Below are 359 nucleotides of genomic sequence, written 5' to 3'. Positions count from 1 at the left end.
GGTCAACGTGGCCGATAGTACCAACGTTTACGTGCGGTTTTACACGTTCAAATTTTTCTTTAGACATGAGTAGTCCCTCTAGGTACGGATTTAGGTGGCCCGAATTGACCACGCAACCAAAAAAGATAATTGGTAAATCTTATATCAAAAGGAAATAACTTTAAGAGCTGGTGCTGATAGGCAGACTCGAACTGCCGACCTCATCCTTACCAAGGATGCGCTCTACCACCTGAGCTATATCAGCACTCAAATTAGAGTGGAGCGGGCAGCGGGAATCGAACCCGCATCATCAGCTTGGAAGGCTGAGGTAATAGCCATTATACGATGCCCGCAACACGTAACTCTGAGAGCTATTTCCT

General features: G+C 46.2%; 2 tRNA genes. Both read right to left on the bottom strand.

Annotation, left to right across the window (positions count from 1 at the left end):
• Window positions 1-168: 168 nt before the first annotated feature.
• Window positions 169-244 (bottom strand) — tRNA-Thr (locus tag VCHENC03_RS16905).
• A 13-nt stretch (window positions 245-257) separates the two neighbouring features.
• Window positions 258-332 (bottom strand) — tRNA-Gly (locus VCHENC03_RS16910).
• Window positions 333-359: the final 27 nt, after the last annotated feature.

It is taken from the genome of Vibrio sp. HENC-03 (genome assembly GCF_000305755.2).
Taxonomy (GTDB): Bacteria; Pseudomonadota; Gammaproteobacteria; order Enterobacterales; family Vibrionaceae; genus Vibrio; species Vibrio owensii.
This window is presented reverse-complemented; position numbering and strand designations above follow the sequence as displayed.